The 24752-nt window shown below is 60.0% G+C and carries 15 protein-coding genes; 6 read left to right on the forward strand and 9 right to left on the reverse strand.

Annotated elements, in window-relative coordinates:
- Positions 1–2: 2 nt before the first annotated feature.
- The 3 genes from GJU83_RS09220 to GJU83_RS09230 all read right to left on the reverse strand — a co-directional run bounded on the left by GJU83_RS09220 (position 3) and on the right by GJU83_RS09230 (position 5117).
- Positions 3–1742, reverse strand: a complete 1740-nt coding sequence (locus tag GJU83_RS09220; protein ID WP_174805022.1) for a carbohydrate-binding module family 20 domain-containing protein — start codon at positions 1740–1742, stop codon at positions 3–5.
- A 277-nt stretch (positions 1743–2019) separates the two neighbouring features.
- Positions 2020–3297, reverse strand: coding sequence for a 4-aminobutyrate--2-oxoglutarate transaminase (gabT, locus tag GJU83_RS09225; protein ID WP_069182415.1), 1278 nt, complete (start codon positions 3295–3297; stop codon positions 2020–2022).
- Between the two features lie 89 nt (positions 3298–3386).
- Entirely contained in the window at positions 3387–5117 is a 1731-nt protein-coding gene (locus GJU83_RS09230) for an ABC transporter transmembrane domain-containing protein (protein WP_069182416.1), read from the reverse strand.
- A gap of 252 nt (positions 5118–5369) precedes the next feature.
- Between GJU83_RS09230 and GJU83_RS09235 the strand changes: the two genes are divergently transcribed.
- Positions 5370–7193, forward strand: a complete 1824-nt coding sequence (locus GJU83_RS09235) for an ABCB family ABC transporter ATP-binding protein/permease (protein WP_153634164.1) — start codon at positions 5370–5372, stop codon at positions 7191–7193.
- On the opposite strand, the gene recD is transcribed toward GJU83_RS09235, so the two are convergent.
- Genes recD through recC form a run of 3 tightly spaced genes read right to left on the reverse strand, consistent with a single transcriptional unit; the run spans position 7190 to position 16796 of the window.
- Positions 7190–9457, reverse strand: a complete 2268-nt coding sequence (gene recD / locus GJU83_RS09240) for an exodeoxyribonuclease V subunit alpha (RefSeq protein ID WP_153634165.1) — start codon at positions 9455–9457, stop codon at positions 7190–7192. The two genes, GJU83_RS09235 and recD, sit on opposite strands and share 4 nt — an antisense overlap.
- Positions 9454–13191, reverse strand: coding sequence for an exodeoxyribonuclease V subunit beta (gene recB, locus GJU83_RS09245; protein WP_153634166.1), 3738 nt, complete (start codon positions 13189–13191; stop codon positions 9454–9456). The genes recD and recB overlap by 4 nt, the downstream gene beginning before the upstream one ends.
- Positions 13188–16796 carry an exodeoxyribonuclease V subunit gamma gene (recC, locus tag GJU83_RS09250; protein WP_153634167.1) on the reverse strand — a complete coding sequence of 1203 codons (3609 nt, stop codon included), beginning with the start codon at positions 16794–16796 and terminating at the stop codon, positions 13188–13190. The genes recB and recC overlap by 4 nt, the downstream gene beginning before the upstream one ends.
- A 155-nt stretch (positions 16797–16951) precedes the next feature.
- Between recC and GJU83_RS09255 the strand changes: the two genes are divergently transcribed.
- Positions 16952–17737 (forward strand): SDR family NAD(P)-dependent oxidoreductase, encoded by a 786-nt coding sequence (locus GJU83_RS09255; protein ID WP_069182421.1) that lies wholly within the window; start codon positions 16952–16954, stop codon positions 17735–17737.
- A 19-nt stretch (positions 17738–17756) separates the two neighbouring features.
- Here GJU83_RS09255 and GJU83_RS09260 read toward each other — a convergent pair whose 3' ends face one another.
- Positions 17757–18047 (reverse strand): DUF6482 family protein, encoded by a 291-nt coding sequence (locus GJU83_RS09260; protein WP_069182422.1) that lies wholly within the window; start codon positions 18045–18047, stop codon positions 17757–17759.
- A 77-nt stretch (positions 18048–18124) separates the two neighbouring features.
- Between GJU83_RS09260 and GJU83_RS09265 the strand changes: the two genes are divergently transcribed.
- Both GJU83_RS09265 and GJU83_RS09270 read left to right on the forward strand, forming a co-directional pair.
- Complete coding sequence (locus tag GJU83_RS09265) at positions 18125–18370, forward strand: hypothetical protein (RefSeq protein WP_153634168.1); 246 nt, start codon at positions 18125–18127, stop codon at positions 18368–18370.
- A 69-nt stretch (positions 18371–18439) separates the two neighbouring features.
- Positions 18440–18880 carry a DUF4864 domain-containing protein gene (locus GJU83_RS09270; protein ID WP_069182423.1) on the forward strand — a complete coding sequence of 147 codons (441 nt, stop codon included), beginning with the start codon at positions 18440–18442 and terminating at the stop codon, positions 18878–18880.
- Between the two features lie 5 nt (positions 18881–18885).
- Here the strand turns inward: GJU83_RS09270 and folM are convergent, their stop codons facing one another.
- On the reverse strand, positions 18886–19593 hold the full coding sequence (gene folM, locus GJU83_RS09275; protein ID WP_069182424.1) for a dihydromonapterin reductase: 708 nt from the start codon (positions 19591–19593) through the stop codon (positions 18886–18888).
- A gap of 105 nt (positions 19594–19698) precedes the next feature.
- On the opposite strand from folM, the gene GJU83_RS09280 reads away from it, so the two are divergent.
- Both GJU83_RS09280 and GJU83_RS09285 read left to right on the forward strand, forming a co-directional pair.
- Positions 19699–21408 carry a VRR-NUC domain-containing protein gene (locus tag GJU83_RS09280; protein ID WP_069182425.1) on the forward strand — a complete coding sequence of 570 codons (1710 nt, stop codon included), beginning with the start codon at positions 19699–19701 and terminating at the stop codon, positions 21406–21408.
- Positions 21405–23684, forward strand: a complete 2280-nt coding sequence (locus tag GJU83_RS09285) for an ATP-dependent DNA helicase (RefSeq protein ID WP_227514435.1) — start codon at positions 21405–21407, stop codon at positions 23682–23684. The genes GJU83_RS09280 and GJU83_RS09285 overlap by 4 nt, the downstream gene beginning before the upstream one ends.
- Here the strand turns inward: GJU83_RS09285 and cra are convergent.
- Positions 23623–24657 carry a catabolite repressor/activator gene (gene cra, locus GJU83_RS09290; protein WP_069182824.1) on the reverse strand — a complete coding sequence of 345 codons (1035 nt, stop codon included), beginning with the start codon at positions 24655–24657 and terminating at the stop codon, positions 23623–23625. The genes GJU83_RS09285 and cra overlap by 62 nt on opposite strands.
- Positions 24658–24752 lie beyond the last annotated feature (95 nt).

Raw genomic sequence — 24752 nt, forward strand, 5'->3', positions numbered from 1 at the left:
TGTCAGAAGCCTCCCTGGGCGGTCATGGACGACCCAGAACCGCCGGTTTGCAGACTGTTGTTTGCTCCGGATTGCCATTCCAGTTGCGCCGAAGCATCGGATTCACTGCGCTTGATACACTTCCATTCGACGCTGCTGTCGGCGGGTATGTCAAAGGTGCCGGCCCAGGTGGGATAGTTGGAGGCATCGAGTTTCCGGGCACTGGCCGGCGACCAGTTACCTAAGTCACTGTTATTCCCAGTGATATAGACGCTCTGTCCCCAATTGGTTATCCCGTTGGCGCACTGAAAGGTAACCGATACCTTGTCAGTATCCCCGGCGTTGTCGTTGCCTGAGTTGTTGTCTCCACTATCCCCGTTGCAATCCGCGCCAACATGCAGGGCTGCAGCCTGCATTGCCGGAATATCCAGCGTAACCTGCCCACCCTGGACAGTGACACACCTGCCATCACCCGCGACGTTCCGATAGTTGCCATCGGGCAGGAAAGTGCTGAACGTGCGGGCCAGGTTGGCCCCTTCCCGGTTAATCGCCACAAAGCCTTTATCGCCACGGTTGAAGGCTATCTGATTGTTGCCGTTGTCCCACCATCCCGAGACGCCAGTTCCATCAGTCATGTTACGAAACGCCACCATATTGGCAATGGAATCCCAGCGGTGCTCACATATCCAGGCGCCGCCACATTCAGCGCTGCCATTCTGATAAACCGACTGGGCAGGCGGGCCCTGATCACCATTGGAAAACCCATAGCTGGACATCACCTTCGGGTAGCCGTAAGGCCACGCCAGCATGAACACATTGGCGAGGTTATACAGACTGCCGTCTTTGTAGGTCACCACATTACTGCCACCGGCACCATGGCCGCGCTGGTTGTCATGATTGTCGGTAAACACGACGGCGTTACCTCCGGCCAGAAAGCCCCAGCTCTCTCCAAAACTGTTCAGGTAGGCAAGTTTCTGATTTTTAAACACATTGCCAATAGAAGAGCTGTACCGGAACTCGGTGACATCGGAAGTGCCGGTGTATTCCCCAGCACTCACCGCTTCCCCGCCAAGGTCAATCACTTCCTGGAACACATATAACGGCTCGTTCACTCTCGAAAGGATCCCGCTGATGTCCCCGGGCGCCATATGCTTCGCTGCATCAATCCGGATGCCTTTCACACCGAGAGAGGTCAGGTGATTCAGATAACCGGCTATGGTGTTCTGAACGTAGGCCGCATTGGTATCCAGGTCTGGGAGGCCCACCAACTGGCAATTCCGAACCCGCCAGGCGTCGGTTCCATAATCCTCGGGATTGATACCACAGGGCGTATGGAAATCGTTACCACTGTAGACCGGAAAACTGAACGAACCGGAATCGTAGTAGGATCCAGCCGTCCCGGTCCCGGACCCATTGGCCATATGATTGATGACCGCATCAGCGTAGACGTCAACCCCGGCGGCGTTGCAGCGCTGGATCATATCCGAAAAAGCGCTGGAATCGCCACTGCGGCTATTTAACTGATAACTGACAGGCTGATACCGGGTCCACCAGGCGCCACCCTGGATATGTTCCTGAGGGGGCGATACCTGCACCGCGCTGAATCCCTTTGGCCCCAGGAAATTCTCACACTCCTGGGCAACATCACTCCACTTCCATTCGAAAAGATGGACAAACACCCCTGCCTGGGCCTGTTTCATCGGCAGGGTGGTCATGATCGCGCCAAGAGCGGCGCCGACGATAAACCGAGGTAATTGAATCATTGCATGCTCCTGTATTGTCTTTGTTTTGGTGCATCGAACAGGCACGAGAGCGTCAGTCGACGTTTCTCACCTGCTAACAGACAACATGCAGTGATCAACAATTGGCCAAAACATCCTCATAAGGATTAAAAGGGGCGTAGTGGTAGGAAGGGTATAGTGAGAGGTCACATTCGGTGGTCTGAACGCCAGTGATCAGGGTTACCCCGAAGCAGCCCCGGACATAAAAAAGCCGGGCTCGTGCCCGGCTTCTCTGACTCCTCACGAAGCTCAGTGCCGATCAGGCACCAACTTCCTTGAGGCTCTCTTCCACAATTGCCAACCCTTCTTCCAGTACATCATCTTCGATGGTGACCGGCATCAGGAAGCGCAATGTGTTGCCGTACATGCCACAGCTCAGAAGAATCAGTCCCTTCTCCTTCGCTTTTTTGGTTACCGCCGCCGCCAGTTCCGGCTTCGGTGTCCGGCTTTCTTTGCTTTCCACCAGTTCGAACGCTGCCATGGGTCCGAGATTTCGGACGTTGTCGACATGGGCAAACTGTTCCTGCCACTGGCCGAAGCGCTGCTTGAGCTTCTCGCCCAGCGCCTGGGATTTGCTGAGGATATCCTCTTCCTTGAACACATCAAACACGGCCAGTGCTGCGGCACAGGCTGTCGGGCTACCCGTATAGGTGCCGCCCAGCGAGTTCGGGCCAGAAGCATCCATATACTTGTCGGTGCCGACGATTGCGGATATCGGCATGCCATCGGCCATACTCTTCGCCATGGTCATCAGATCCGGCTCAACGCCACTGTGCTCGATGGCAAACATCTTGCCGGTCCGGCCAAAGCCGCTCTGGACTTCATCCACAACCATCAGGATGTCGTTTTCATCGCAGATCTTGCGGATTTCCTTGAGGAAACTGGTCGGTGCCGCGTAGAAGCCGCCCTCACCCAGAACCGGCTCGATGACGATCGCAGCCGTGTTGTGGGCCGGGGAGTCCGCCTTCATGGCCATCTTCAGGCCACGCAACGCTTCGTCTTCGCTGACCCCGTGATAAGGCACGGGATAGGGGGCACGGTAGACGGTACCAGGCATGGGACCGAAGTCTGTCTGATAAGGGGCCGCCTTGCCGTTCATCGCCATGGTGTAGAAGGTACGGCCGTGATAACCGCCGTCAAAGCAGATTACGTTGGTCTTGCCAGTTGCCGCACGGGCAATCTTCATGGCGTTTTCCAGGGCTTCCGCACCGGAGTTGGCCAACATTACCTTGGCATGGCCGCGTACCGGTACCACGCCGCTGAGTTTTTCAGCCAGCTTCACATAGCCCTCATAGGGCATGACCGTCTGGCAGGTATGCATCAGCTTGTCCAGCTGCGCCTTGACCGCTTCCACCACCTTCGGGTGGCGATGGCCAATGTTCAATACACCAATGCCGCCGGCAAAATCGATCATGCGTTTGCCGTCTGCATCCCACAATTCCGCATTCGTTGCATGGTCGGCAAACTGTTCATTGGGACTTGCCGCGCCCGCCGCAACGTAGCGTTCTTTGAGTGCCTGCAATTCTTTATTGCTCACTTTGCCATTCTCCCTGGGTTCAGGTTCGAAAGTTTCATCTAACAGTGTAAGTAGTACGGTGACAGGAAACAAACCGACTATTGTATTCCTCAGGCGGCATCGTCCCGGAATTGCAGTTTTGCCAGCCGCTGATACAAGGCATTGTGGCGAATCAGTTCGTCGTGGCTGCCTACCGCCAGCAGGCGTCCCTCGTCCAGTACCGCAATGCGGTCAGCATCACGCACGGTAGCCAGGCGATGGGCAATCACCAGGGTGGTTCGCCCTGAGGTAAGAGCCGGCATGGCCTGCTGGATCAGGTTTTCGCTTTCCGCATCCAGGGCACTGGTGGCTTCATCCAGAAGCAGGACTGGTGCATCCGCCAGCAGGGCCCTGGCAATGGCAAGGCGCTGCTTCTGGCCACCTGAAAGACCGAGGCCGGCATCTCCAAGCGGCGTTTCATAGCCTTTTGGCAGGCTCTGGACGAAATCATGGGCATGGGCGATCGTCGCGGCCCGCTCGACGTCCTGCTGGCTGGCATCGGGTCTCGCGTAGCGGATGTTATCGGCTACGGTGCCATGGAACAGGGCTGGATTCTGGGGCACCAGGGAAAAACACCGTCGCAGGGCCTCAAGAGACAGACCCGCGGCGTCCATTCCGTCGATGAGCACTTTGCCTTCCGTCGGTTGATAGAAGTGCAGAAGCAGATCAAACAGGGTGGATTTACCAGCCCCGGACGGGCCCACCAGGGCCAGGGTCTCACCAGCCCTGACCGTTAGAGAGAAATCCGACAGCGCCGGCTTTTCAGTGCGTCCCGGATAGCTGAAGCTCAAGTGGTCGATGCGGATTTCACCTTTCACCGGTTCCGGAAGGCCTCCGGTTGCTTCTGTGCGTTCAAACGCCGGCTCGGTCTGTAATAACTCGAATAGCCGTGCTGCTGAACCGGCGGCCCTCTGCAGCTCGCCGATCACCTCACTGATGGCACCTGCGGCTACACCCACCAGCAGGCTGTAAAACACGAAGGCGGCCAGCTCGCCAGGACTGATACGGCCATTAATTACATCCAGGCCCCCAATCCAGATAACGATGCCAACAGCACCCATGACCAGGGAAATGGCCAGTGTGGTCAGCCAGGCACGCTGACGGATGCGCTGACGGGCAATATCAAAAGCCCGTTCAGAAACTTCGGAGAAGTACCTGCGATCATGGGGTTGGTGATTAAAGGCCTGAACCGTCTTGATCTGGGTAAGGCTCTCGCCCACATAGCTGCCGACATCAGCCACCCTATCCTGACTGAGCCGGGACAGCGCACGAACCCTCCGGCCAAAAAACAGGATGGGCGCGATGACCAGGGGGAAGCCCAACAGAATAATGCTGGCCAGCTTGGCGTTAGTAATGAAGAGCAGCAGCAAGCCACCGATCAACATCAGGGCGTTCCGGAGGGCAATGGACACCGTGGAGCCAATCACCGACTGGAGAACGGTGGTGTCAGCCGTAAACCGCGACTGGATCTCCAGGGCCCGATTCTGTTCGAAAAAGCCCGGGTGAAGATCAATCAGGTGGTTGAACACTTTCTTGCGAATATCCGCCACCACCCGTTCACCGATCCAGGACACAAGGTAGAACCGGGCGAATGACCCGAATGCCAGGCCAAGCACCAGTACGAAGAACAGCCCGATCGCCCTGGCCAGATTCTCCGGCGACTCGGTGGCTAATCCCTGATCCACCAGGATACGTAAACCCTGCCCTAACCCCAGCGTGATACCGGCCGTGAAAACCAGCGCCACCAAGGCACCGGCGACAGCTCGGCGATAGGGGCTGATAAAGTCGATGACCAGTTTCAGGGCTTTTTGGTGACGGGTGTTGATGATGTGCCTCCTGGATACGGGGTGCTGTAGACTCCGTCAACAATACGGTTTGTACACCATACAAGATCTATCATACAGCTACGCAAGAGCGTGCGGGTGGAGCAGCTTGCCAGGACCGTCGAAAGCCAGGGATGGCTTTCGCCGAGCGTACAGGGACGTATTCACAGCGTGTCCTGGCAAGCTGCTCCACCTGCGCGCTCGATTACTCTGAAGCGAAAGGAACATGAATTGAGAGCCTACGCCGACAACGACTACCCGGCAGATCATAAACCGGACTGGAAAATCATTTCAGGCCTCTGGCCCTTCCTGGCCGAATTCCGCGGTCGGGTGATCCTGTCCCTGGCTCTGCTGGTGCTGGCCAAACTGGCCACCGTTGCCACACCCATCGCCCTGAAATACATCGTCGACTACCTGGACCAGAACCGGGGCGCCGATATGCTCCTGTGGATTCCGGTGATCCTGGTGGTCGCCTACGGTTCACTGCGCTTTGGTGCAACCCTGTTCAACGAGCTTCGGGACGCGGTGTTTGCCAGGGTGGCTGAACGGGCCATGCGCCGGGTGTCCCTGCGGGTGTTCGAACACCTGCACCAGCGGGAACTGGCCTTTCACCTGGACAGGAAGACCGGCGGCCTGGCCCGGGATATTGAGCGGGGCACGAATGGAATCAGCTTCCTGCTCCGTTTTACCCTGTTCAACATCGTGCCCACCCTGCTGGAGATCCTGCTGGTGGCCGGCATCCTGTTCGTCGTGTTTAACGTCAGCTATGTGCTGGCGATCCTGGTGGCTGTCGTGGTGTATGTGGTTTTCTCCATCAAGATCACCGAATGGCGGACCAAATTCGTGCGCGAAGCCAATGCCCGGGACAACCAGTCGAACTCGCGGGCCATAGACAGCCTGCTGAACTACGAGACGGTGAAATATTTCAACAACGAGCGCTATGAGGCGGAGGTTTATGACCGGGACCTGGACGACTGGGAACAGGCCCGATTGAAGAACCGGCTGTCACTGGCCGCACTGAACTCCGGCCAGGCGCTGATTATTGGTCTGGCCATGATCGTCATCATGGCTATGGCGGTGCGGGAGGTGGCCAGCGGCGAGATCACCCTCGGGGATTTCACCATGATCAACGCCTATCTGCTGCAGCTGTTCATACCCCTGAATGCCCTGGGTTTTGTCTACCGGGAAATCCGACAGGCCCTGGTGAACGTCGAGCGTCTGTTCAAGCTGCTGGGGGATAAGCCGGCCATTGAGGATGCCCCGGAAGCAACGAAACTGGCTGTGGATAAAGGCGAAGTGCAGTTCGATCATATCCACTTTGCCTACCGCCCGGACCGGCCGATCCTGCGCGATGTGAGCTTTTCCATCCCGGCGGGACACACGGTGGCGGTGGTGGGGGCCAGTGGCGCCGGCAAGTCCACCCTCGCCCGCCTGCTGTTCCGATTTTATGAAGTTGATCAGGGCGCTATCCGTATCGATGGCCAGGATATCCGGACGGTAACTCAGGACAGCCTGCGGTCGGCGATTGGTGTGGTGCCCCAGGATACGGTGCTGTTCAACGATACCCTGTACCGGAACTTGGCCTATGGCCGGCCGGAAGCCACCGAGGAGGAGGTCTATCGGGCGGCCCGCATGGCTCACCTGGAAGACTTTATCCACAGCCTGCCGGAGGGCTATGAAACCAAGGTGGGCGAGCGTGGCCTGAAGCTCTCCGGGGGTGAAAAACAGCGGGTGGCCATTGCCAGGGTGATTCTGAAGAACCCGCCGTTGCTGATTCTGGATGAGGCCACTTCCTCCCTGGATTCACTCTCGGAGCAGGCTATTCTTGGGGCGCTGAACGAAGTCAGCCAGCAGCGGACCACCCTGGTTATTGCCCATCGGCTGTCGACTATCCGGGATGCCAACACCATTCTGGTGATGGATGGCGGACGCATTGTTGAGAGCGGTAGTCATGGCAAATTGCTGGCCGCCGGCGGACACTACGCCCAATTGTGGGCGCAGCAGCACAACCGTGATGAAACCGGACATGATGACCAGGAGCGCACCAACGATTAGTCGGCCATGAGTCTTTCGGCCAACCCGGAGGCGCGGACTACTTGCTGACCGACGGCCTCCCGGAGAACGTTCGGGTTGCCAGTAATCAGGCTGAACCAGTTCCGGGCCCGGGTGATGCCGGTGTAGACAAGTTCCTTTGTCAACACAGGGCTGAGCCGGTCTGGCAGCACCAGACAGGTGTGATCGAACTCCGAGCCCTGGGATTTGTGCACCGTCATGGCGTACACGGTTTCCAGCTGCTGCAGCCGACTGGGCGAGATCCACCGAATACCGCCGGGTGTGTCGCTGCTGGGGAAGGCCACCCTCAGCGTGTATCGGGGCTCCCCGGTTGCCGTCCGGTCCCACGGCACGCTGACGGTAATGCCGATATCACCGTTCATCAGGCCCAGGTTGTAATCGTTGCCGGTGATCAACACTGGCCGGCCCGGGTACCAGCCCTCGGCGCGCGGAATCAGCTTTTCAGCCAGCAACTGCTTGGCGATCCGGTCGTTCAGCCCTTCCACGCCCCAGGGCCCCTTGCGCAGGGCACAGAGCACCTGGAAGTCACTGAAAGCTTCAAGCAGCTGCACTGCCATCGCATCCCAGTCGCCCCGGGAGCTGTTTTCATCCAGGTCATGATACTGTAGCTGCTCCAGATAATGACGGTAGCCGACCGGTGGCGGCAACGGCTGATCGTTCACCTGTCGACCCTGTCCGGCGTTGCGGAAGGCCTCCGGCGAGCCGGTGATGGCGTGCCTGCACACCAGCTCCAGGGTGTCTTCCGGATCCGGTTTTCCGGATGGGCTGCTGAGCAGGATGACATCGTCGAACGCCGCCTCCCGGATCCGGCGCACCATGGCGCGATCCAGCGCATTGGTATTCACGGCTTCGGCAAAGGCACGGATACCGCTGTCTTCCCGGAACCGGTAGCTCTTGCGCAGCATCGCCACGGCCTGATCCAGGGGATGGCCCGATTCGTCCACCAGTGACTCAGGTAGCCGGCTACCGGTCATGGTGGCCAGCCACTGCGCTGTTTGCGGTGTGTAGTGAGCCTGGAAGGCCCGCTGGCACAGCTCACCGAGTACTGCGCCGGCATCTACCGAGGCCAGCTGGTCCTTGTCGCCCAGCAGGATGAGCTGGGCGTTGGCGGGCAGGGCATCGAACACCGATGCCATCAGGTCGACGTCCACCATAGAGGCTTCGTCGATCACCAGAATATCTACCAGCAACGGGTTATCACGGTTGTGGCGGAATCTGCGGGTATCGGGCCGGCTGCCCAACAACCGGTGCAGGGTGGTGACCCTGGTGGGAATATCCGCCAGCTCCACGTTGCCGGGTAAGTCGGCCAGCGGCAAGCGGCTGACTGCACCGCCGATGGATTCGTTCAGTCGGGCGGCAGCCTTGCCGGTCGGGGCCGCCAGCCGGATCCGGTATTTCCGGCCCGCCCTGTCCGGGGATTCACCGGCAACCGCCTGCAAAGCAGCCAGCAGGTTAACCACCGTGGTGGTCTTTCCGGTGCCGGGTCCGCCGGTGATGACCGCGAAACGGTTTCGGGCTGCCAGGGCGCAGGCCAGTTTCTGGTAGTCCACCGCTTCTGACGACTGAAACAGCTGGTCGAGGGCGCGGGACAGGGTACGGGCAGGCCCGGATTCCGGATCCGCCAGGGGCGACGGCAGAGCCAGCCGTTGCCGAATTCCCTCGGCAATGCATTGCTCGTAGCGCCAGAATCGCCGCAGATAGAGCCGGGTATCGTTCAACACCAGGGGAGTGGTGTGTGAGCCATCACTTACGGCGCAGGATGCTCCCAGCAATGCCAGACATTCCGACAGCGTCACGAGTGCGAGCAGCTCCGCCGGTTCCGGCTGGTGCCTTTCGCTGGTGTCGGTATCCTTGGGTGGCTGGTAACTCGACTCTTCGGGCGGTAGTGACAGGGTCTGGACAGCATCGGCCAGGAGATTGCCAAGATCAATGCACACATGGCCGCGCCCCACCTGGTGGGAGGTCAGTGCAGCCAACAGCAGAACCAGTGGGTCCGGCTCTTCGCCCTGCTCTTCTGACAGCACCCGGATCAGCCGGGCAAAACCAACATCCAGTGGGCGGATCCATTCGGCCTGCTGCCAGTGCTGTAGAAGCGCCTCGGTGCTATCCAGGCTGTTGAGCAGGCCCCTGATCTCGATCATGTTATCCCCGCCTTTCGCCATGGTTGGCGATTCCGGGGTGGTATCGTCGGCGAACAGATCAATCTGGTGGTCGGAGTTTTTGATGTGAGAACGGGAACGGCTCATGCGGCCACCTCCCCGGATACGGACTCGCCATCGAACAGGGCATCGAGTTGTTCAATCAGGGTTCTGGGTGGTTTGTCAGAGAATGCACCACCACCCGGGGATTCAACGCCCCGCAGGAACAGATACACCGCGCCGCCAATGTGCCGGTCGTAGTCGTAATCCGGCAAACGGGCTTTCAGCAGCCGGTGCAGGGCAAGCAGGTAGAGCACGTACTGCAGGTCGTAGCGTTTATCCAGAATGGCGTCGCCCATGGCCTGGTCGGTGTAGGCACTGTCGTCCTCCCCCAGGGTATTGGATTTGTAGTCCAGCACGTAATACCGTCCCTCGTGTTCGAACACCAGATCGATGAAGCCCTTGAGCATGCCGTTGAAGCGGGTCTCCTCGACCCGGGGCCGGTCTGCGCCGTTCAGGGTGTGTGCGGTCACCAACTGGTCGAGCTTCCGCACGCTGACGTTGCGGCTTTCAAACCAGAACTCCAGCTCCGGGCGCAGGGTGGCCAGGTCCGCCAGGCAGACGGTTTCTGTGCCGGCCCGGTCGAGGCTCAAGGGCTTGCTGATCAAAGCCAGCAACCAGCGCTGCAGCGGTTCCACCCAGTCACTCCAGCCGCGGGTGCCGCAGCGACGGGTCAGTTGCTCGTGAAGCAGGGACGGGTTGTCCACAACCCGCTGAAACCCCTGCTGCGTGCACCACTCCAGCAGTTCGTGCAGGAAGGTGCCGGGGCCAGCGCCTTTTGGGAAATGGTGTTGGTTGCGGTGAACGGCCAGCTGAGCCGTCTCGTTGCTCTCTTCCTGGCTGCCTTCCTGACTGCTCTCTTCCAGCAGGTTCTGGGTCTCGGCGTCTTCCACCTCACCGGTAAAGGCGATGCCGGTGCCGGTCATGCCGGTGTATTCGATGGAGGAGTAACTGGCGATCCACCAGTCCTCTCTAGCCTCCCTTTTGGAGACGAGTGCCGGGCCGAGGGCTTCTGGGGCCTGCTCTTGATACTGTGTTTCGTCCGGATCCGGTAATGGAGTAATCCCGATCTCTGCTCTGCCCTGCGCCAGTTCCTCCAGGCAGTCGCTGACGCGGCTTTGGCCCCCGCCGGCAATCAGGTAGCCCAGACCGCTTTGCTGCCAGTTATCCAGGGCCGCCGTGCCCACCCAGGTGGCAAAGCGGGCCCGCGTGAGGGCCACGTAGAGTTTTCGGATATCCTCGCCCAAACGCTCCTGGTCGGCCCGGGCCACATCCTCAGGTTCTGGATCGAACACCGTGATCAGCCTGCCCCCGTCATCGTGATAGCGAACGAAGGCCTGTTTTTCACTCTGGGCACGAAACGCCGTGCCGAAGGGCAGGAACACCAGGGGGTATTCCAGACCCTTGGACTTGTGTACGGTGATGACCTTCACCAGGCCGGCATCACTTTCCAGCCGCAGGGTGCGGTGCTCGTCTTCTTCGTCGGCCGCCCGCAGTATCTGCGTGTAGTGATGCACCAGGGCATGTTCGCCGTCCAGTTGCAGGCTGTCCTGCTGCAACAACTCGGCAATGTGCAGAATATCCGTCAGCCGCCGTTCGCCGTCCGGGCGTTGCAATAACCGGCCCGGCACCTCGAAATCCATCAGGAAACTGCGCAGCATCGGCAGCACACCCTGCTTCTGCCACTGTTGCTGATAGCCGATAAAGCGCTCGATTTCCCGCTCCAGCACCAGCTCGTCGGTAAGCAGCTGATTCAGTGCATGCCAGGACTGACCCAGGGTGGGTGTGGCCAGGGCCGCGCGGATATGGGCCAGCTGCCGGGGCTCGGCAAAGGCCCGCAGCCAGCACAGTATTTCTTTGGATTCCCGGGACGTCAGCACCGAATCCCGGTCTGACAGGTAGACGCTCTTGATGCGCCGGCGACCCAGGGCGTCCCGCACCGCGCTGGCCTCGTTGCGATTGTTGACCAGTATGGCGATGTCTTTCGGGGCAACCGGGTCCAGATCTTCCGGATTCTCAGGCAAGGCGAAACCAGCCTGCCCGGCCTGGCCCAGGGTCAGCAAGCGGGCGATCTCGCTGGCGCAGGTTTCTGACACATCGGCCGTGGCAGTGCCCTTGGCCATACCTTTCGGGTTGCCGTCCTTGTCCTCTTCGCCGGATTCGTGGGTCCAGAACACCAGGCTGGGCTGCTCCTCCCCGTTGATCGCCCAGACCCGTTTGGTGCCGTTGGCGTCGACACCCTGGAACGGCAGCGGTGAGTTATCGCCTTTGCCGAACAGGAAGGCCCCATCCCGGCTGTGCTGGTCGCTGTGTTCGTAGACCCGGTTGACCGCCGCCACCATGGTTTTGGCGGAGCGGAAGTTTTTACCCAGTGTGTAGGTGCGTTCTTTCACGCCCTGCCTTGCCTGCAGGTAGGTGTAGATGTCCGCGCCCCGGAACCCGTAGATAGCCTGCTTGGGATCGCCGATCATCAGCAGGCAGGTGTCGGGGTCGCCGCCCGCCACATTGTAGATGCGGTCGAAAATGCGGTACTGCACCGGGTCGGTGTCCTGGAATTCGTCGATCAGGGCCACCGGAAACTGGCGCCGGATAGTGGCTGCCAACTGATCGCCACGGGGGCCGTGCAGGGCTTCGTCCAGCCGGGTAAGCAGATCGTCAAAGCCCATTTCCGAGCGTTTCTGCTTTTCCGATTCCAGCCGTTCCGCTATCCAGTGGCTGGCGTGGCGCAGAATGTCGGATTTGGCGCTGGGCTGGTTCTGGCTGAAATCCAGCAGCGCTTCGATGGCGTCGAAGGCAGGATGATGGGGGGCGGATCCATCTCCCTTGAGAATATTGTCCAGACCCTCGGGCGTCTGATTCTTGAAGCCTGCGGCACTATCGATCTTTTCGGGCAACAGGTCGTCTGATTCTGCCCAGGCAAACAAAAAGTCCCAGACCTTGATCATGGCGTTCTTGCTCCCGCCATGGAGTCGTTTGGCCTTGTTCAGATCGTTCAGCAGCTGGGTCACTTCCTCGCGCCACTGGCTCCAGGGATGAGCCTTGAGGGCCTGTGACTGTTCCAGGCGCCGCCTGACCACCTGATCGATGGCCTGGTGAACGCTGTCGGGCGGTGTGCCCAGGCTCTGGGGATCGTCAATCAGGTTGCGAACGCCCTGGCGCAGATCCCCGGGTGTTTTCCAGTGACTCAGTGCCTCGTCCATCAGCATCGGGGGCAGAGGATAGACAAAGGTGCGCCAGTAATCCCGGGCGACCTCGTCCAGCAGCTCGCTCTGGTCGGTTTCCAGAGTAAGTTTGAACAGGCTGCCGCTGTCGAACGCGTGCTCGCTGAGCATGCGGTTACAAAAACTGTGGATAGTAGATACCGCCGCCTCGTCCATCCACTCTGCGGCCAGCAGCAGCTTTTTGCGGCATTCCGGCCAACTGGCCGGATCCGGATAACTCTCATTCCTTAGCTGGTAGATCAGTGCCGTTTCTGCAGGCGGATCAGACTCGTCGGCCGCCTCCGAAAACACCTCCGCGGCCTGGGTCAGCCGGGTGCGGATACGGTCTCGCAGTTCCTTGGTGGCGGCCTCGGTGAAGGTCACCACCAGCAGGTTGGGCGGCAGCAGATTCTGCAGCGGGCTGTCCGGGGACTGGCCGTGGCCAAGCACCAGGCGCACGTAAAGAATGGCTATGGTGAAGGTTTTGCCGGTGCCGGCACTGGCCTCGATCAGGGCGCTGCCGTTCAGGGCGAGGGCCAGGGGATCCAGATTCGGGTTCCGGTTGTTTTTCTGTTCCGTCATTCCACACTCCCGATCTGGTCCGCCGCTGATTTGCCCTGCTCGGCTTCCCAAACCGGCACGTAGAGCTGATGCAACAGGGCTTCGAATTCGCCGCTGGCCATCAGCCGTTCCGGCGTTTCAAATGTGCCCATCAGGTAACCAACGTCCCGCTCAAGAGCGGTGGTATAGGCCTGCTCGGCCTCGTTGATAGCCCGCTCGTGGTCACCGACGTACTTTTTACCGCCGTAGTAACTGGTGATCCAGGCAAAGCCGGCCTCGCAGTGAATGGGCAAGGCACGTGTGGTGGCCTCCATCCACCGGGTGAGCACAGTTTCGAACAGCGGTCTGGCCTGTTCCGGCGTTAACGCCGCAAAGTGAAAGCGGCGGCCCTCCTCCTTACCCAGGATCAGGGTGTCGAACGGCTGCCCTCGCATTTGCCCGGCCAGGTGAATCAGCCAGTCCCGCATCAGGTTGGCATAGCGCACTTTCCTGCTGGAACCGGAGCCGGTCAGCAGGCTGGAGCTGGCCACCACCAGACGGCACAGATCGCCCGCGGCATTGGAGCGAAGACGGTCGATCAGATCGGCAACGGCGACCGAACCCAGGGCATTCTCAAACTGGTAGTCAAAAGGCAGAGGCTCGGCGACCGCCTCCGGCCAGTCTGCCAGTGCACTCTGGTACCGGTCGAACAGGTCCGGCAAGCGCCCGGCCAACTCGGAACGCAGGCGGTGCTCGGTCACGCCCATGCCCAGGTCCCCGCGGCGGGCCATCCGGTCCAGGATTGTTTGCAACCGGTCTTCCAGTTCTTCTTCATTGCCGGCTTTCAGCAGTCCATCCTGAATCAACTCATTGTCCAGACGCCAGCGGTCGAGGCCGTCCAGGTCGAAATTCTCGTTGTCGGTGTCGTCGTCCTCAACATCCTCGAAGTGCACCTGCAGTCGACGTTGATAGAAGGTGTCGATGGGCTTTTTCAGGAAAGCCGCCAGATCGTTCAGGCTGATGGGTTCTTCGGGCGTCTGGTACGGTAGTGCAGACCGGGTGTGTTCCGCAGCTTCACTACCATGGGCACTGCGCCACTCCCGCTCGTAAGTGAATAGATGGCGGGCTTGCAGAACCTCCGCCAGAGGCCGCGGCTCACTGTCTTCGCCCTCTGTCAGGCCATTGGCTTTCGGGAAATAGGCCCGGCTGAAGGGTTGCAGCGGATGCTGGGTGGTGAGCACTTCTGTGACCTTTGCGTCCGGTAGGCCCGCCACGGACCACAAGCTGTCGAGATGATCCTGCAGCTGGCCCACCAGCACCGACGGTGGCCGTTCTGAATCGTCTTTGATACTCCGGCCCACCCAGCTGATGTAAAGCTGCTCCCGGGCGGATAACAAAGCTTCCAGGAACAGGTAGCGGTCGTCCTCCCGGCGGGAGCGATCCCCAGGGCGGTAATCCTGGGCCATCAGATCAAAATCCACCGGTGGTCGGGAACGGGGATAATCACCGTCGTTCATGCCCAACAGGCACACATTCCGGAAGGGAATGGCGCGCATCGGCATCAGGGTGGCGAAATTCACTTTGCCGGCGAGGAAGCGCTGGTTGAGGCCGCCCTCATCCAGGCCTTCCAGCAGCACATCCTTGACGATATTCAGGGGCAGGGTCTGTTCCCCAAGGCCAACGGCCAGGGCGTCTTCCAGCCACTGCTCCAGCTGGCGGCGGAACCGGTTCAGCAGCAACAGGTCGCTGCCTTCCACCTTGTGGAAAAACTGCCCGAGCATGTCTGAAAACAGGTGTTCCCAGTCTTCGGGCGTGCGGCGGGTCTGCAGCGCCAGCCAGAGGGTTTCCAGCTGATGCACAAAGTCGTTCAGGCGGCCCGCCAGGCTGGCCTGCAGGCCGCCGATCTCGCCGAAGGGTTCCACGCCACCCCAGGGCTCATCGTCGCCCATCCCATACCCCAGCAGCATCGAGCGCAGCCCGGATTGCCAGGTGTTGCGCTCCAGTTCGGCGGGCAGATCCAGGCTTTCCCGGTGCAGCCCATGCAGCCCCCAGCGGATATTGGCGCCCTCCACCCAGCGACGGGCCAGGGGAATCTCGTCTTCGCCGATCCCGAAGCGGTCCCTTATGCCGGGCACCTCCAGCAGGCTGATGATTTCGCTCACCGCAAAGCGGCTGCGGGGCAGTGACATCAGGGTTTCCAGGGCAATCAACATCGGTTCGTGGTGGCGCTGGCCCTGATCAGAAATGGTAAAGGGAATGTGGCGCTTGCGCCCAGGCTGGTAACGGCCGAACACCGCCTGTATATGAGGCGCGTACACGTTGATATCGGGCACCATCACGATAACATCCCGGGGCCGCAGCGTTGGGTCGGCGTTGAAAGCCGCCAGGAGTTGGTCGTGCAGAATCTCCACTTCACGCTGGGGGCTGTGGGCCTGGTGGAACGCCAGGGAGTGATCCTGCCGCAAATCCAGTTGTCGATGCTGCTGGCGGATTTCCCGGAGGGGCGTCAGGTTGTGGATATCGTTCTGCAGCTGGTGCAGGAGGCGCGGTGCGTCCTGGTTGCCGTGGTCCGAGAAGATATCGATTTTCTGATCCGGGGTCTGGAAGCTGCCCCGGTATTCCTCCGGGTTGTCGAACTCGTCCAGCAGGCGGATGTAGTCACGGCCCTGCTTGCCCCAGGCGGCCAGCAACGGGTTGGCGTGCTGGTGTAGCTGGTCTGGATCTTCAACGTCGGACAGCGTGGGATGGGTTCTGCCCCGCTTGCGTTCGGCCGTGAGCAGCTCCCGATCGCTGATGATATCGGCCCAGTAAAACTGGCAGGGGTTGTGAACACAGAGCACCACCTGGCTGAACCGGCTCAGTACATACAGCGCCTCCAGTGCCTGCCGCGGCAGCGAGGAAACGCCGAATACGACGATCCGGTTCGGCAGGCGCGACGGATTTGCCGGTGCCGGGATACGCTGGCCCTGCTCCATAAACCGGGTGTGGATCTGCGATCGGCTGGTGTGGGCTTCCGCGCCCACATCCTCTACGAGCCGGCGCCAGAGCAAAGGCTGCCAGCGGGTTTCTGCATCCAGCGGCTTTTCCTCCGCCCGGGCTGTGATAATCACATTCTTGCCCTGCTCCCAGGCGGCCAGCCAGTCGGCCCGGAACACCTGGTATTGGTCAAACAGATCCGCCACTTTTTCCGCTAGCTGGAAATTACGCAGGTCCGGATCGTTGCCCTCCAGAAACCGGGCCAGAGGTGTGAAGGCTTCGTCCTGACCGACGAGGCTGGGTAGTAACCGGTACAGCCGCCACACCAGGCGACGCTTGTCGAAGGGTGACTGTTCCGGCACCTCGCCGTCCGGGAGGACCGCCCGGTAGGCCTGCCAGATAAACCGGGCCGGAAACAGGAAATCCATGCCTGCAGCAATACCCAGACCGCCCTCCATGCCATCGTCCGTGCGTTTCTCCGCCAGCGCGAGCTTCAGCCACTGGGCAATGCCGTTGCTCTGCACCAGGAAGGTCTCGCTCTCCAGTGGCGGCATGGGGTTGTTCCGACAGATGTAGACCACCGCCCGGCGAAGGTCTTCCAGATGGTTGGCGTGGATCGCGTGAAACCCGGGGTCGATGGTGGCGGGCTTATCGGTGGACAGAGCAGCCATGAATTTCCTTGTCTGGTATGCAGTTCAATCCTGTTGCCACAGGTTACCGTATGTGACCACAGATGCGGACAGTCTGAAACGTTTGATCACCGCAAATTATCGCGGCCCGCTGCGACAGACGGTGTCGTGAACCATCTGCGAAGGAGAGAGGCATTATGTGGACACTGATCACCGGCGCCGGTTCGGGCATCGGGCGGGCTCTGGCTCTCGAGCTTGCCCCCCGCGGCCATAACCTGATTCTCGCTGGCCGTACTGTGCGAAAGCTGGAGGACGTGGCAGACACAGTCCGCGTTGAAGCGCCTGACTGTGAACTGATGACCCTTGAAGTTGACCTGGCGGATCCAGAGAGTACTCGTAACCTGGCCCACCAGGTCGGTGATGCGGTCGACCACCTTTCAGCGTTTGTCTACTGTGCCGGTGTGGGTGAACCCGCAGCCGATTTCGCCAGCCTTGGTCTGATTGATTTTCAGGAGGCCCTGGCCGTTAACGTATCTGCGCCCCTGTTACTCACCCAATCCCTGCTTCCGCTTTTAAAAGGCGGAGACCCGGCGTCGAGGATTGTGATGATCGGTGCTGGAATGGACAAGCACGCACAACCCGGAACCGGCAGCTACGGAATCAGCAAAATGGCGTTGCGTCGGCTGGTGCGCCAGATGTCTGTGGAATTCGACACCATGCCGGATGGGCCGGTTGTAAGTCTGTTTCAACCGGGTCTCGTGGATACGCCGGGCATCCGCAGCCACATCAAGAAGGCCGGTGACCTGAACCTGCCGCACGCAGAGTGGCTGGCGGGGCGCCTGGAGGCGGGGGAATGCCTGACCGCCGAGCAGGCGGCCAGTGCGCTGGTGTTTACGCTGAATCAGGTTCCCGACAGTGATTTTCACGGCGCGGTCTTCAACGGCGCCGATCTGGTGGATTCCCTGTCATTCGCTGGAAGCTGAGCGACCGTCAAGCGGGGCCCTACAGGGGCACCCGCATGGTTTCCGAGCCGCTGTCGGGCATGCCGATCATTTCATCGGTTCCGGTTGGCGGAATCACATCGGTGTGCTCAACTTCATATTCATGGAAGTACTCTCGTACGGCACAGGCCCCGGTAAACATGACCGGCTTGTCGTAGGCGTCGGTGAGTACGTAGCCCTGACCATCCAGGTAGAACCTCGCCATGTAATAGCGCCCCTCCATGGAGACGATCTCCAGCAAGGAAATGGTGTCGTGCTTGTGCTTCTTCAATTCGCCAGTGTCCATATGCATCGGAAGTCTCCCGCAGGTTCGTTGTCGTAAGAAACAATACGGAAAGCTTTTCGTTACAGGTCATAAAACGAGCAATTATGAGCAGGATTGATTTGGTCAAAACCGCCGTCGGTGAGCATCTGGATGACAGCTACGATTTGCTGGCCATGAGACTGTTGTTTCCCCCGGATCACGTAGAAGTAAAAATTGAACAGGAAATCAAGGATCTGTACGTGTACCCGGAGAGGCTGCAGACCGGCTATCGCCTTCCCGGATCCAAAGCGTCGGGCACTGATGAAGATCATCTGGCCGGAGCGCGGGAGTCGGTGAGTTCAACGCCCTGACAGGTGGGCGAATCCGGAGTCCTGATCTGGGCGTATTGTTTAAAAGATGAACAATAGCGAGGTGCCATCATGGGTCACCAAAATATCCGTTTCGGAAAGTGGCTGATTCCCGTCCTGCTGGCTTTCATGGGCTTGGCCATCTTCGGGTCATCACAGACCGTCGCCAGTGACAAGGACGCGGAAATTCGAGACACCATCCTTCGCCAGATCGAAGCCTTCGCCAACAACGATCAGGAACAGGCCTGGGCTCACGCCTCAGAGGGCATCAAGCGTCGATTCGGCTCGTCACAGGTGTTTGTCGACATGGTTCGTGAAGCCTACCCGGCCGTGCACAACGCCACGGCCATCGAATTTACCCAGCGCGTGCCCCACGGCGCCTTCGAGATCCAGGTGGTTCGGTTGCAGGGGCCAGAGGGCAAGCGTTGGGATGCCTATTACCGGATGGTGCTCACTGAAGGTGCCTGGAAGGTGGCCGGCGTGAGACTCCAGCCGGCCGAACTGGGCATTTAATGGTCTCAGACCAGATGTCGTCCGCCATCTAAAGGTAGCGTCCGACCGGTGATGTAGGGGTTGTCCAGTAGAAACTGCAGGGTGGCGACTGCGACCTCGGCCCCGGGCTCTATGCCCATAAGCGACTTCTTCAGGGTTTTCTCCCGGTAAGCCTCGCTGTCGCCCTGGTTGAACATGATCAGGGACGGCGCTACGGCGTTAACCTTCACACTGGGCGCCAGTAACCGTGAAAAAGACAAGGTGAGGTTGGTCAGTGCGGCCTTGCTGGCGGCGTAGGCGATATGCTTTGCGCTGCCCTTCTCCACCACATAGTCCGTCATATGGACGATGTCGGTTGTCGACTCACCCTGCTCCAGCATCGACCGGCAGGCAAGGTTGATCAGGTAGGGCGTGGTTACATGAATCTGCATCATCGCGCTCATCACATCCGCCGGATCTGAATCCTCGCTTTCTGGCAGCCAGTCCGAAGCGTTGTGAATAATCGCACGCAGGCTGTCGGTCCGGGATTTCAGAGTTTGAATGAACGCTTCGATACCTTCGTTTGTGGCAAAGTCCGCGTGGATACATTCGGCACCGGCTTTCTGTAGTGCATCAATCGCCGGTCGATAGGTGCGGTAGGTAACGATGATGGGCTGGTCCCGGTCCAGGCAGGCCCTGGCGAAGGCCAGGCCAATTCGTTGGCCGGCGCCGGTGATCAGAATGGGTGCGGTCATGATGCTCTCCTGTAATCAGTCATAGACTTACGTTAATGTCCGGTCTCCGGCTCAACGTGGTAGCGTCATACTCCGGAACCAACTCGAAGGAAGATCCTCCAGGCCATGTCATCGGCGAAGCCACAGAGCAAACAACCGGGTACCGCAGATCTCAACAATCCGCTGTACTACCTTGAAAATATGGAAACCGTCCTTGGCTGGGTGCAGAGCCACCACGGCGACTTGCTGACCGGGGACGAGCTGGATCGACTTGCGAGCTTCCATTCCCTTTCCCGGCCGGCGCGGGCTCTGCTGACCCGCATGGTGATGCGCACAGGCGATCTGTTTCGCTCGGACAAACTCAATTACCCGGAGCTGGGCGTTCCGGAAAGCCGCGCCCTGGAAGAACTTGATGGTGCGGACTGGCTGGATACCGACCCCCTGCTCAGCCTGGATGAACTTTTCCGGCTGTTTACCTTGGGAGAGCTGCGGCCTGCTGCGAGGCCTTTGCTGGAGGCGGCCGGAAAGCCTGCCAACCTGCCCAAGGGCCAGATGCGCGATGCATTGTTTTCGCAATTTCCCGACCCTCTTACCGTTGGCGACTGGCTGGGTCAGCACGCCAAGCCAGTGGTTCGGCTCAAAACCATGGCGCTGTTTGATCGGGTTCGCCTGATGTTCTTTGGCAATCTTCGCCAGAGCTGGTCGGATTTCGTGCTGGTGGAACTGGGTCATCAGCAGTACGAACCAGTCCCGTTTACACCGGATTCCCGGGCGTTCCAGCATCGTTCCGAGGTTGACCTTTACCTCGCCATGCATCGGTGCCGGGAAAGGCTGGATGAAGGCGTACCTGCCGCAGAGGTCTGGCTCGACGTACCTGGCCCTTGTGAAAATGCCTGGTTGACCAGCCGCCGGGACCGGTTGTTGCTGGAATTGGGCCGGCAGGCGGAGCGCCAGGGAGATCGGGAGCTGGCGTTAGATGCCTTCGCCAGCAGCGGCCATCGGGAAGCGCGACTGAAGCAGCTTCGATTGCTCGTGCGGCTGAAACGTCATCAGGAAGCCTGGGCCATTGCGTCGGAGTGGCGGAGCCATGATCTGAGCGACGCCGAAGCCCAGGGCCTGGCACGGATCCTGAAACGGCTCGCAAGCAGGCTTGGAAAGACACCACCAGTGCCGCCAGCGCGACCAGCAATCCGGGACATCAGCCTTACCTTGCCGAAGCCGGCAATGGGATCGGTTGAATACGCCGTACAGCAACACCTGCATCGGGAAGAGACGCCTGCGTTCTATGTGGAAAACACCCTGATCAATGGCCTGTTTGGCCTGCTCTGCTGGCAAACCATCTTTGCCCCGGTGCCGGGGGCGTTTTTCCATCCGTTCCATGTTGGCCCTGCGGACCTGACCCGGGAGGATTTCGTCAGCCGCCGTCAGGCCGCCTTCGAACAGTGCTTCGCTCTACTAGCCGATGGCAGCTACCCGGAGCGAATTCTGGCGAATTACCGGGCGAAACAGGGCACCACCAATCCTTTCGTGATCTGGCCCGTCATCAACGAGGAACTCCTCAGCCTGGCCTTGGACTGCATTCCAGCAGAGGATCTGGAAACCCTCTTCCGCCGCCTGTTACGGAATGTCCGGGAGCACCGCAGTGGCTTCCCCGATCTGATTCGTTTCTTTCCCGGCGTCACCGATACCGAAAAGCGTTATGAAATGGTTGAAGTGAAAGGTCCGGGCGATCGGCTGCAGGACCATCAGATACGTTGGCTCGAATTTTTTGCCGTTGAGGGTATCCCCGCCAGTGTCTGCTACGTGCGCTGGCAAGACGATGGGGTAATGGAATGACGCTGAAGGTAGCCGTCCGAACCCTGTGCGAATTTGCCGCGCGCAGGGGCGATCTGGACTTCCGCTACACCCCGGCTCCCAGTGCCGAAGAGGGCATCGCCGGCCACCAGGCAATACAATCCCGTCGCGGCTATGGCTATAAAAGCGAGTATTTACTGACTGGTGAATGCCTGGGGTTATTGCTTTCCGGGCGCGCCGATATCTACAACCCGCACCGCGGCCGGCTAGAGGAGATCAAGACCCATCGCGGTGACTTGTCCCGGATCCGTGAGCATCAGCGAGCGCTCCACCGGGCCCAGTTGCGAGCCTACGGCGCGCTTTTGTGTCGACAGGAAAACGTCAAAACCCTGGAGCTGGCGCTGATCTATTACGACACCGGCAGGGACAAGGAAACACCGGTGGTGGAGACCGCCAGTGCCGATGAGCTCTGGCAGGAACTGGAAACCCTATGCGGTCAATACAAGGCCTGGGCGGAACAGGAAGAGCATCACCGCGAACAGCGCAATGCGCTGCTCGCCGGCCTTGCCTTTCCCTTCCCCGAATTTCGTCCCAGGCAACGCCAGCTGGCGGAGACGGTATACAAGAACGCGGTAAAGTCCGGCACTCTGCTTCTGGAAGCCCCGACCGGCCTGGGCAAGACCCTCGGCACCCTGTTTCCGGCGCTGATGGCCATGCCCTCTGCCGGACAGGACCGACTGTTCTATCTCACCTGTCGCAATACTGCCCGTCAGCTGGCCATGGATGCGGTGGCTCGCCTGCGTTCGGCTCAAGCCGGCCCGACCTGGCCCCTGAGAACCCTGGAACTGGTCTCCAAAGACGACGCCTGCGAACATCCGGACAAAGCCTGTCATGGCGATTCCTGCCCACTGGCCAAAGGATTTTTCGACCGACTGCCGGATGCCCGGGCGGAAGCGGCCCAGACCGAAGGGATACTGGATCAGCACACGCTCGCGAAGATTGCTGCCGGTCACGATATCTGCCCGTATTTTCTGGCCCAGGAAATGGCGCGGTGGAGCGATGTAGTGATCGGTGACGTGAACCGGCTGTTTGATCAATCCGCCCTGCTCCATGGATTGATTCGCCAGAACAACTGGAAGGCCAGTGTACTGGTGGACGAGGCCCACAATCTGGTGGACCGGGGGCGGGGCATGTACTCGGTTCGGCTGGATCAGCAGCGTTTGCTGAGGATCAAGAAGACAGCGCCAAAACCGCTGAAGTCTGCGATCGACCGCACAGCCCGCGCCTGGCAGAGTCTCATCCGCGATCACCAGGCCGCGGATGAAACCCCGGTGTTTCTGGAATCACTGCCAGCCCAGTTGCTGGGTGCGCTGCAGTCGATGGTCTCCAGCCTGACCGACTACCTGGCGGACAATCCGCCGGATTTGTCCCTGCAGGAACTGTTGTTTGAGAGTGTTGCCTTCATGAAGCTGGCCGACTCCTTTGGAGATCATTCCCTGTGTGAATTCCGGCGCGCCGGTCGGGGGCGGGCCAGCCTGACGATCCAGAATTTGATTCCGGCGGATTTCCTGCGGGAGCGGTTCGAGGCAGCGCATTCGGTTCTGCTTTTTTCCGCCACCCTGAGTCCCGGTGTTTACTACCGGGATTTGCTCGGGCTGCCTGAGGATTCGCGTTTTACCACGCTACCCAGTCCGTTCAGCGCAGACCAGTTGCAGGTGCACTTCACGCCGGGAATTAGCACGCGCCAGGTTCATCGGGAGGCATCACTCAAACCCATCGCCGAGCTGATCGCCCGGCAGTTCACGGAGCGGCCCGGGCATTACCTGGCGTTTTTCAGCAGCTTCAAGTACGCGCAGCAGGTTAGTGATGCCCTGGCCCGGCAGGCGCCGGATATTCCCCAGCGGGCACAGGCGCCGGGCATGTCGCCGCAACAGAGAGCTGAGTTTCTGGCAGGTTTCAGGGAGCCGGGTGGCAGCGTGGCGTTCGCTGTTCTGGGTGGGGTGTTCAGCGAAGGCATCGATTTGCCCGGGGATCAGCTCATCGGGGCGTTTGTTGCGACCCTGGGCTTGCCACCGTTTGATGCCTGGCACGACATTCTCAAGGCTCGACTCGAACAGCGCTTTGGCGCCGGTTATGACTACACCTATCTGATTCCGGGCTTGCAGAAAGTGGCCCAGGCGGCCGGTCGGGTGATTCGCACCCCGGAGGACCGGGGTGTGATCTGGCTGATAGATGACCGTTTCCTCAGTTCGGGCATCAAGGGGTTGTTGCCCCGCTGGTGGTTCGACGAACCCCGCCAGAACGATCAGTACGCCTAATCTTCAGAGTCCGGCTAATAACAACGGTGTCCACGGGACCTTCCTGTGTGACAGCTGAGAAGGCCTGTTCCAGGGTGGACCTGGCAATGGCCTCGTGATTCTGCGGTAAAGAGTTCACCGCCAGTGGGAGAAAGTCCAGAAGCCTGTCGTCGCCAAAAGTTGCAAGCTTCAGCGTCTCCGGTAGTCCATCCGGCTGTTCCAGAAGCACGTCCAGGACCCCTTGCAGAAGGGTGTACGAGGCCGTAACCAGAGCATCCGGCAGACCATGCTCGCTCAGGATCCGCCGCATCATTTCTGCACCAGACGCGCGGTCGTAATGTCGGCCGCTCTCAACCCGGGCACGGGTACCGGCCTTATCGGCAGCGGCCAGAAAACCTGCTCGACGTTCCTGGGTCATGGCAATCTCCGGTACGGCATCGAGCCAGGCGATACTGGCGGTTCCTGAATCCAACACCGAACGGGTCAGGATTTCAGCAGCCGCGTGGTTATCGCTCACCACGCAACGGATTTCATCGGGTGACTGCGCCCGATCAACAGCGATCACTGGTAGACCCTCTTTCTGTAATTGTCGATAGAAAGGGTCATCCCCGGCCAGGGCGCTGGCAACAATGAGCGCGTCGCAGCGTCTGGCTCTCAGCGCGCGGGCCAGGGACTTTTCCGTCTCGGGATCGTCATCGGAGCCTGCAATCAGGAGCTGGTAGCCTTTTGCCCTCGCACCCTGCTCGAGCAGCTTGGCCAGCCTGGCATAACTCGTGTTCTCAAGGTCCGGCAGTATAAAGCCCAGAGTCCGGCTGGCGCCGCCTCGCAGGGCGGCGGCCTGGGTGTCCACCTGAAAATTCTGCTCACGAGCCACCGCCAGCACTTTCTCGATGGTGTCCGGCTTGATGCGCCGGGCAGCCCCCTGGCCGTTGATGACATAGCTGGCGGTGGTTCTTGAAACGCCGGCAAGCCGGGCAAGTTCCGCAAGGGTCATGGACGACAGCTCCGATAAAAAGATTGCTTGATTTCTGATCATATCTGTTTCATCATCGATTTTAAGCATGCTGACACGATTCAGCAAACAAAAAC

Origin of the sequence: Marinobacter salsuginis, assembly GCF_009617755.1 — a bacterium.
Taxonomy (GTDB): Bacteria; Pseudomonadota; Gammaproteobacteria; order Pseudomonadales; family Oleiphilaceae; genus Marinobacter; species Marinobacter salsuginis.